We start from the raw sequence: 8,366 nt of genomic DNA, 5'->3' as shown, positions 1-8,366 counted from the left end.
GGCAAGCCGTGGGCCACCGGCATCGGCGAAGCGATGGACGCCGGAGGCACGGTCGCGGCCGCGCTGCGCCTCCTGCCCGCGGCGCGCACGGCGACGGTCGTCGTGGACGACACGGAGACCGGCCAGGCGATGCGCCGGGAGATGCAGCGGGAACTCGCGCCGTTCGCGAACCGCCTGACGCTCCGTTTCGTCCGCTCCAAGACGATCCCCGACCTCGTCGAGGAACTGGCGGCGCTTTCCCCGGGCGACGGCTTCATCCTGTACCTGCCTTTCCTCACCGACGCTCAAGGACGCTTCACCGATCTCTGGGAACTCCCGGAGATGCTCCGGGGCCGCGTGCGGCAGCCGATGTTCGGGATGCACGAGGCGGCGCTCGGCCACGGCATCGTCGGCGGGAGCCTCCTCGGCGGGCGCCTGCAGGGAGAGCGCGCCGCGCGGGTCGCGCTGGAGATCCTCGACGGGCGCAGCCCCGCGACGATCCCCATCGAGACCAAGCCCACCGTCCGCTTCGCGTTCGACTACGCCCAGCTGCGGCGCTTCGGGATGTCGCTTGCGGCGCTGCCGCCCGGCAGCTTCGTCCTCGGCGAGCCGCCGAGCTTCTACGTCCGCCATCGGCCGCTCTTCCTGGCGACGATCTCCGTCCTCGCCCTCGGGTTGCTCCTCGCCGCGGGGGCGGCGGCGCACCGCCACCGCGAGGCGGCGAATCTGCGCGCCGAAGGAGAGCGGCTGCGGCTGATGCTGGAGCGGATGCCGGCCTTGGTCTGCGCCTTCGACGCCGAGGGCCGGGCCGCGATGTGGAACGACGAGTGCGAGCGCGTGACCGGCTACTTGGCGGCCGAGGTCGTGGACGTCCCCGATTTTCTCGCCGCCGTGAACGCGACCACCGACGAGCGGGCCGGCTTCCAAGGCCTCTTCGACGCCCGCACCGACTTCCGCGACGTCGAGCGGACTCTCGTCCGCAAGGACGGCGCGACGCGAACCGTCGCTTGGAGCAAGCAGTCCCGCCGCTTCCCGGTGCCGGGCTGGGCCGTCTGGCTTGTCGGCATCGACGTGACCGCCCGGCGGCGCGCGGAGGAGGAGCGCCGCCGCCTCGCCGCCGCCGTCGAACAGGCGCGCGAGGCGATCGCCGTCGTCGCGCCCGACGGACTGATCCGCTACGCCAATCCCGCGTTCGAGCTTCTCGTCGGGCTCGCGCGCGGCGACGCGGCCGGGCGCACGCTGGAAAGCGTCCTTCGTCCGGACGAGACCACGCCCGAACTGCGGAGAGCGATCGACGCTCTCGCCGCCGGACGTCCTTTCGCCGGTCGGGTCGATCTTCCCCGGGCGCAGGAGAGGACGTTGGTCGAATTGGCCATCTCCCCCTCCCGCCGCGCCGACGGCGCGCCGGACGACGCGGCGCTCGTCGCGCGCGACGTGACGGAGGAGGCCGAGCGCGAGGAACGGCTGCGGCACACGCAGAAGATGGAAGCGCTGGGGGTGCTGGCCGGCGGCGTCGCCCACGACTTCAACAACCTCCTCACCGCGATCCTCGGCTACGCCGAACTGCTGCGGCAGGAGGCGGCGCCCGGCTCGGCCGTCGAAAGCGCCGCGCGGACGATCGAAGGGGCGGCGGGACGCGCGGCGGAGCTGACCCGCGGGCTGTTGGGCTTCGCGCGGCGCGGCAAGCTGCGCAACGAGCCGTTCGACCTGCGGGCGACCGTCCGCGAGACGGCGGCGTTGCTCGAGCGGACCTTGGACAAGAGCGTCCGCCTGACGGTCGAACTCGGCGACGAACCGCTCGTCGTGCGCGGCGACCAAGGGCAGATGGTCCAGGCGGCGCTCAACCTCGCGATCAACGCCCGCGACGCGATGCCCGACGGCGGCGACCTGACGCTCGAGGTCCGGCGGGCCGCGCCTCCCGCCGAACTGGCCTCCTCTCTTCCCGACGACGCCGGCGCGTGGGCGGCGCTCTCGGTGACCGACACCGGCTGCGGCGTGCCGGAGGAGCTGCGGGCGCGGATCTTCGAGCCGTTCTTCACCACCAAGCGCCCCGGCCAGGGAACCGGCATGGGGCTGGCGATGGTCTACGGCATCGCGCGCGGCCACGGCGGAACGATCTCGCTCGAGAGCGCGGTCGGCCGCGGCTCGACCTTCGCCGTCCACCTTCCGCTGGAACGGGATGCGCCGCTCCCCGCGACGCCGCCCAAGTCCGCCGGCGACGCGCTCGGCTTGGGGCTCGTCCTCGTCGTGGACGACGAGCCGTACGTGCGCGACGCCGCGGCGGCGATGGTCCGCAGCCTCGGCGGGCGTCCCCTCCTCGCGGAGGGCGGAGCCGCGGCGGTCGAGCTCTTCCATGCGGAGGCGGCGGCGATCGACGTCGTCTTGCTCGACCTGATCATGCCCGGGATGGACGGGGAGCGCTGCTTCCGCGAGCTGCGGGCGATCGATCCTGCGGCGCGGATCGTCCTCTGCTCGGGGCACGACGTGGACGGGCGCGCGCAGCGCGTCCTCGACGCCGGCGCCGCCGCGCTGCTGCGCAAGCCGTACACGATCGCCGACCTCGCCGCGGCCTTCGCCGCCGCCCGCCGCCCGCGCTGACGAGGCCTCGCGACGCCGAGATCCGCCGTCCTTCGCGGTAGCCTCGCCGACCGCGGCGTGAGACGATGCACCCCGAACCGGGAATGTCGGCCAGCGCGCTCGAGGGATGGGCGCGCGCCCACCAGCCGACAGGGAGTTGAAGAAATGAAGCTATCTCGCCTGTGGGGCGGGGCGTTGGTCTGCCTCGCCTGCGCCGCCGCGTTCGCCGCGGAGCAAGAGCGCTATTCCTACCGCGACACGATCCTCTCGCTCGCCTCGCTGCCGCCGCTCGCCGACGCCGACCGCACCGGCCCCGCGCCCGCCGTCGCGAAGGACGCGCCGGCGGTCGTGCTGCTCAAGACGCGTCAGGACGAGTGGCTGAGACGCGGCGCCCTGCAGGTGCACCGCCGGATCTTCTTCCGCCGCGTCAAGCTGCTGACGAGCGCCGGCGTCGAGCAGTACGGTTCGTACAAGTTCGAGCTGCGCGATCCGCTCTTCCACCTCGAGCAGGTGGACGCGCGCACGGTCCTTCCCGACGGCGCCGTGGTGGACGCCGCGCCGAACGTCCGGCGGGAGGCGTCGCCGCAGGGATACCGGATGTTCACGGTCAGCTACCCGCAGGCCAAGCCCGGGGCGGTGCTCGACCTCATGTACAGCGTCTGGACCGACAACGAGGACTACGGCAGCCTCTGCCAGAACCCCTACGTCCCGCCGCAGTGGCTGAGCGAACGGCTTCCCGTCGCCGAGGCGCACTACGTCTACAAGGTGCCGGACGGGGTCGCGTGGCGTTCCGAAGTCCGCATGGTTCCGCTCAACACGATGAGCGCCGGCGACGTGATCGTCGGGCGGAACGACAACCTCGCCGGCGCTCCCAGCCGCGCCTACGTCTGGATCTTCCGCGACATCGCGCCGATCCCCGTCGAGCCGAACGCCGCGCCGTCCGAGGACATGTCGGCCGCCCTCTACGTCGTCCCGATCAACTACCCCGGCGTCGATCGGGCCTGCCTCGTGCCGAAGACGTGGAAGGAACTGAGCGACGCCTACGACTTCTCCGCGACGGTCTGGGAGCGCAAGAAGCCGACGGAGACGCGCAAGCTGGCGCGCGAGGCGGCGGAGAATCTCAAGACGCCGCTCGAGAAGGTCGAGGCCGTGCGCGCCGCCCTCGCCTCGCGGGTCCACGTGGTCCAGAACGGGGCCCCGGAGATGTACAACAGCGCGGACGACACGCTCGCCGGCGGCGCCGCGTCCTCGATCGACGTCGCGCTGACGGCGATGACGATGCTGCGCGAAGTGGGCGTCGAGGCGACGCCCGTCTTCTACCGCCGCCGCGAGACCGGCGCGCAGCAGCCGACGCTGATTCTGTTCGACCTCTACAACGACGTTCTCCTGCGGATCGGAACCGAGAAGGGGCCGGTCTTCTGGGCGCCGGCGTCGGAGCTGCTCCCCGGCACGCTGCCGTTCGCCGCCCGCGGCGTTCCGGCCGTCGTCGGCGACGGCAAGACGAAGACGCCGATCGGCCTGCCCGCCCCGCTCGCGACGGACAACGTCGTCGAGACGAGAACGACGGCTCGTCTCGACGCCTCGGGGGCCCTGACCGCCAAGACGACGTTCGCCTGCCGCGGCGACGCCGCCGCCGTTTGGCGCCAGGCGCTGCGCGGCCGCAGCGACGTGCAGCGGCGCGAGCTGCTGAAGGAATTCCTCGGAGGCACGGAGACGGCCCACGCCGACGAGCAAACGCTCGAACGCCAATTGCGGCCCCAACTCGCCGAGACGCTCTGGGGTTCGGTCGCCTCGGCCGAGGTGGACGCCGTGGAGCCGGGCGGCCCGCTCGACGGCGTCGCGCTCGACTTCTCGTTCGTCGTTTCGTGGCGCGCCGACGCCTACGCCGCGCGCGTCGGAGGCCGTCTCGCCTTCGGCGTCTCGCCGTTCCATCCCGTAGACGCCGCCGACTGGGCCGCAAGCGGCCGCTACAACGACGTGGACCTCGGCGCCGTGCGCCTGCTGAAGGACCAGATCGAAATCGAACTGCCGCCGGGCGCGGCGAACGTGCAGGCGCCCGACGCGGTCGCCGTCGAAGGGCAGTACGGCGCCTTCGAGAGCTCCGCCAAGGCCGAAGGCGGCAAGCTCGTCGTCAAGCGCTCGCTGCGCCTGGACCAGACGACGATCCCGGCCGAGGCGTGGTTCGCCGCGCGGCCGTGGTTCCGTTCCGTGGCCGCGGCCGACGAAGCCAAGGCTCTCGTTTCTGTTGGGGAGAATCGATGATGAGAGGAACCATCGCGCAACGCCTGCTTCTGGCCGCCGCGGCGCTCTTGGCGGTCCCCGCGGCGTTCGCCGCGGCGCCGGTGCGGCAGTCGCTCGACCTCGACCGGATTCCCGATTGGGTCCGCGAAGTCGCCGCCCGGCCCGTTCCGCAAACCGACGCCGACGCCGTCGTCCTCCACGAAGAGGACATCGTCGAGCCGCTCGCGGACGGGACGGTCAAGACGACGCACCGCTTCGCGGTCAAGATCCTCCGCGTCTCCGCGAGCGACGACTTCTCCGCCCAGACCGCCGTCTACCGCAAGGACGACCCGCGCCCCGAAATGGAGACCTGGGTCCTCTACGGCGACGGCAAGGCGGTGATCCCCGACCGGATCGAGGACCGCGCCGACATGCCGTACGTCGAGCGCGGCACGGACTACGCCGACTCGCGCATCGCGCGCCTCGACACGCCGGCCCCCAATCCCGGCGCCGTCGTCGTCTTCGAACGCTCGGTCGTGGACTCGATCGACGTCGGCGCGCACAACGCGCTGCTCGGCGACACGACCCGGCCGACGCTGCTCTCGCGCGTCGAACTGCGCCTCCCCGCCGGATGGAGCGGCGACGCGACGGTCGCCCGCGGCGCCGGCGTGGCCGTCCGCAAGACCGCCTCGTCGGTCGTCGCCGAGGCGAAGGACATTCCCGCCCAGCCGCGCCGCACCGACCTCGCGCTGAACGCCTACCGCGTCCTGCCGTCGGTCTGGGTGCGCTGGTGGAACCCGGCGGCGAAGCGCGGCTTCGCCGACTGGAACTCCGTCGGCAAGTGGTTCGAGGACTTGGCCGCGCCGCGCGTCGCCGACGCCGGCGGCGCGCAGGCCGCCGGGGCGGCCCTCAAGCCGGCGAACGACGCCGCCTTCCTCGGCGCGCTCGAGAAGGCCTTCGCCGTCGCGGCCCGCGACGTCCGCTACGCGGCGATCCGCATGGGGATCGGCGGGTACCAGCCGACCGCCGCGTCGGCGACGTTCCGGGACAAGTTCGGCGACTGCAAGGCGAAGGCGACGTTGCTCCGCGCGCTGCTCAAGACGTGGGGCGCGGACGTCTACCCCGTTCTCGTCCGCACGCGCGACCGCGGCCCGATCGCCGACGACGCGCCGACGCCGGGCGCCTTCAACCACTACATCGCCGCGGTCCGTCTTCCCGCCGGCGTCGGCGCCGACCTCTGGGCGACCCGCGACGTCGAGGGGGTCGGCCGCCTGCTCTTCGTGGACGCCACGCAGCCCGAGAGCGTCTACGAGCTTCCCTCGGCCGACCAAGGGACGCGCGCCGCGCTGCTCCTCCCGAACGGAACGCGCCTCGTGGACCTGCCCGTCCGCCCCGCGGCGACGCACGTCACGACGACGACGATCACCGGGACGTTGGAGCGGGACGGCCGTCTCTCCGCCCTCAAGATCGACCTCGCCGCCGACCGCGGCGCCGCCGTGGACGAGCGCGGCGAACTCCGCCCGCTCAGCGCCGACGAGCGGCTCCGCTTCCTGCTCCTCGACCTGCGCCGCCGCTTCGGCGCTCTGCGCGTGCAGCGGGACGAGATCCGCGGCCTCGAAGACCTCGGCGGGCCGTTCGGCCGGACGATCGACGCGGCCGACGCGGTCGCCGGGCAGCGGATCCGGCGCATCGTGCTGTTCGAGACCGGCCGCCTCGCTCCGGCCGTGCCGGACGGGCTGCTCTCCCCCGAGGCGCCGACCTAGGCGATCGACGTCGGCGAGCCGCGCCGCGAGGTCGTGGAGATGACGATCAAGATCCCCGCCGGCGTGAAGCTCGACTCCGCGCCCGAGCCGATCAAGTACGAGGACGACGTGGTGGCTATCGACGCCGGGTTCGCGCTCGACGGCGACACGCTCCGCTACCACCGCACGCTCGAGCTGCGCGCGCCGTACGTCGCCCCCGAGAAGTTCGCCTCCTTCCGCGAGCGGATGTCCGCGCTGAGACGCCTCGAAGCCGACGGCGTCGCCCTCTTCGACTGAGGAGCGGAGACCAATGAAGACCGATTCCGCATTCCGACGACTCCTCCTCGCCGCGCTCGCCTGCGCCGCCCTCTGCGGCGCCGCGCGGGCGGAGAACGATACCCGCGACGTCGATACGCTCGTTTTCAGCGGCCAGAGCCTCCCGCCGGTCGCCGCCGAGGAGAAGGCGCTCGCCGAAGTCTCGTTCGCCAAGGGAGCGCCGGCCGTCGTGCTGCTCAAGGGCGAGCAGCTCGAATACCGGCTGGACTGCTCGCCGAACAACTGCTTCCACACGACCTTCTTCCGCCGCGTCAAGCTGCTCAACGCCGCGGGGGTCGCGGACTACTCCTCGCGCAAGATCGAACTGCCGTACGGCGAGGACACGAAGTACGAAGGGGCGATGGCCCGCGTGACCCTGCCGGACGGGCGGGAAATCGACGCCTCCGACAACGTCAAGTACGAGGTGACCGCCAAGGGGTACCGCCTGCTCACCATCTCCTTCCCCGGCGCGGTCCCGGGAGCGATCCTCGACCTCCAGTACAAGATGCGCGGCTTGGTCGGCGAGGACCTCGAGATCCAGGAACGCCTGCCGGTCCTCGAAGCGCGCTTCGTCACGCTCGTTCCGAACTCCACGCGCTCCTTCCTGCGCGTCTTCCCGCTCCACATTCCGTCCGACCACTTTTTGTCCAGCATTCCGATGCCGGCCGAGCTCGGCGCGCCGATCCCGACCGCCGGGCGACGCGTGATGAGCTTCTCCGCGCGCAACATGCCGCCCGAGCCGGACGAGCCGAACATGCCGCCGTACCCCGACCGCGTCGCGCGGATCGTCGTCGCGCAGACGTCCTACGCGGGGATGTCCGCCGCGCAGGAGGCGTACGGCTTCTTCCGGGGCAAGGCCAGCCAGCTGGACGAGTGGGCGAAGATCTACGAGCGGCGCCGGTCGCACGCCGCGAAGGACCTCGCGGAGAGGATCGCGGGGAAGGAGAAGACGGCCCTCGCCAAGATCGAGGCGATCCGCAAGGAGCTGCTCGGGCGAATCCGCGTCGAAGGCACGAGCGCGTATCCGTACAACGAGAGCGCCGACAACGCGCTCGCCGCGGGCGTCGGCAGCACGGCCGACGTCGCCATGGTGGCGATGACGATGCTCCGCGCCGTCGGCGTCAAGACCATTCCCGTGGGATTCCACCGGCGCAACGACGGCACGACGCTCCCGCCGAGCTCCTACCTCGACATGACCGACCTGATGCTGCAGGTCCAGACCGAGGACGGCCCGGTCTTCTGGGCGCCCGGCGCCGACCTTCCCGTCGGCGCGATCCCGTTCCAGGCGCGCGAACTGCTCTGCGTCCCGTTCACGGACGACAAGGCCGCGACGCCCCCGGTCTTCTCGCTTCCCGCCGCGCAGGAGCGGACCATCCTGACGACGACCAAGGCGTCGCTCGCCGCCGACGGAACGCTGGAGGCGGAGTCGACGTGGACGTTCACCGGCGAGGCCGCGGCGGCCCGCCGCGCCACGCTGCGCGCGCGCAGCGAGCGGCAGCAACTCCAGCTCATGCAGGACGAGCTCCGCGAGGC

The 8,366-nt window shown here is 72.3% G+C and carries 5 protein-coding genes; all 5 read left to right on the top strand.

All coding sequences use genetic code 11. From position 1 onward, the window contains the following. Nucleotides 1–2,577 (top strand): PAS domain S-box protein (locus tag LLG88_10495; GenBank protein ID MCE5247329.1); only part of this gene is annotated, 2,577 nt, incomplete at its 5' end. A gap of 144 nt (nucleotides 2,578–2,721) precedes the next feature. Continuing rightward, nucleotides 2,722–4,818 (top strand): DUF3857 domain-containing protein, encoded by a 2,097-nt coding sequence (locus tag LLG88_10490; protein MCE5247328.1) that lies wholly within the window; start codon nucleotides 2,722–2,724, stop codon nucleotides 4,816–4,818. Then, nucleotides 4,815–6,539, top strand: coding sequence for a DUF3857 domain-containing protein (locus tag LLG88_10485; protein ID MCE5247327.1), 1,725 nt, complete (start codon nucleotides 4,815–4,817; stop codon nucleotides 6,537–6,539). The genes LLG88_10490 and LLG88_10485 overlap by 4 nt, the downstream gene beginning before the upstream one ends. A 39-nt stretch (nucleotides 6,540–6,578) precedes the next feature. After that, nucleotides 6,579–6,815: a hypothetical protein gene (locus LLG88_10480; protein MCE5247326.1), complete on the top strand. Its 237-nt coding sequence runs from the start codon at nucleotides 6,579–6,581 to the stop codon at nucleotides 6,813–6,815. Between the two features lie 13 nt (nucleotides 6,816–6,828). Then, a partial coding sequence (locus LLG88_10475; protein MCE5247325.1) for a DUF3857 and transglutaminase domain-containing protein occupies nucleotides 6,829–8,366 on the top strand: 1,538 nt, incomplete at its 3' end.

Source organism: bacterium (assembly GCA_021372775.1).
Taxonomy (GTDB): Bacteria; Acidobacteriota; Polarisedimenticolia; order J045; family J045; genus JAJFTU01.
Note: the sequence above shows the minus strand (reverse complement) of the source record. Positions and strands in the feature narration are given on the sequence as shown.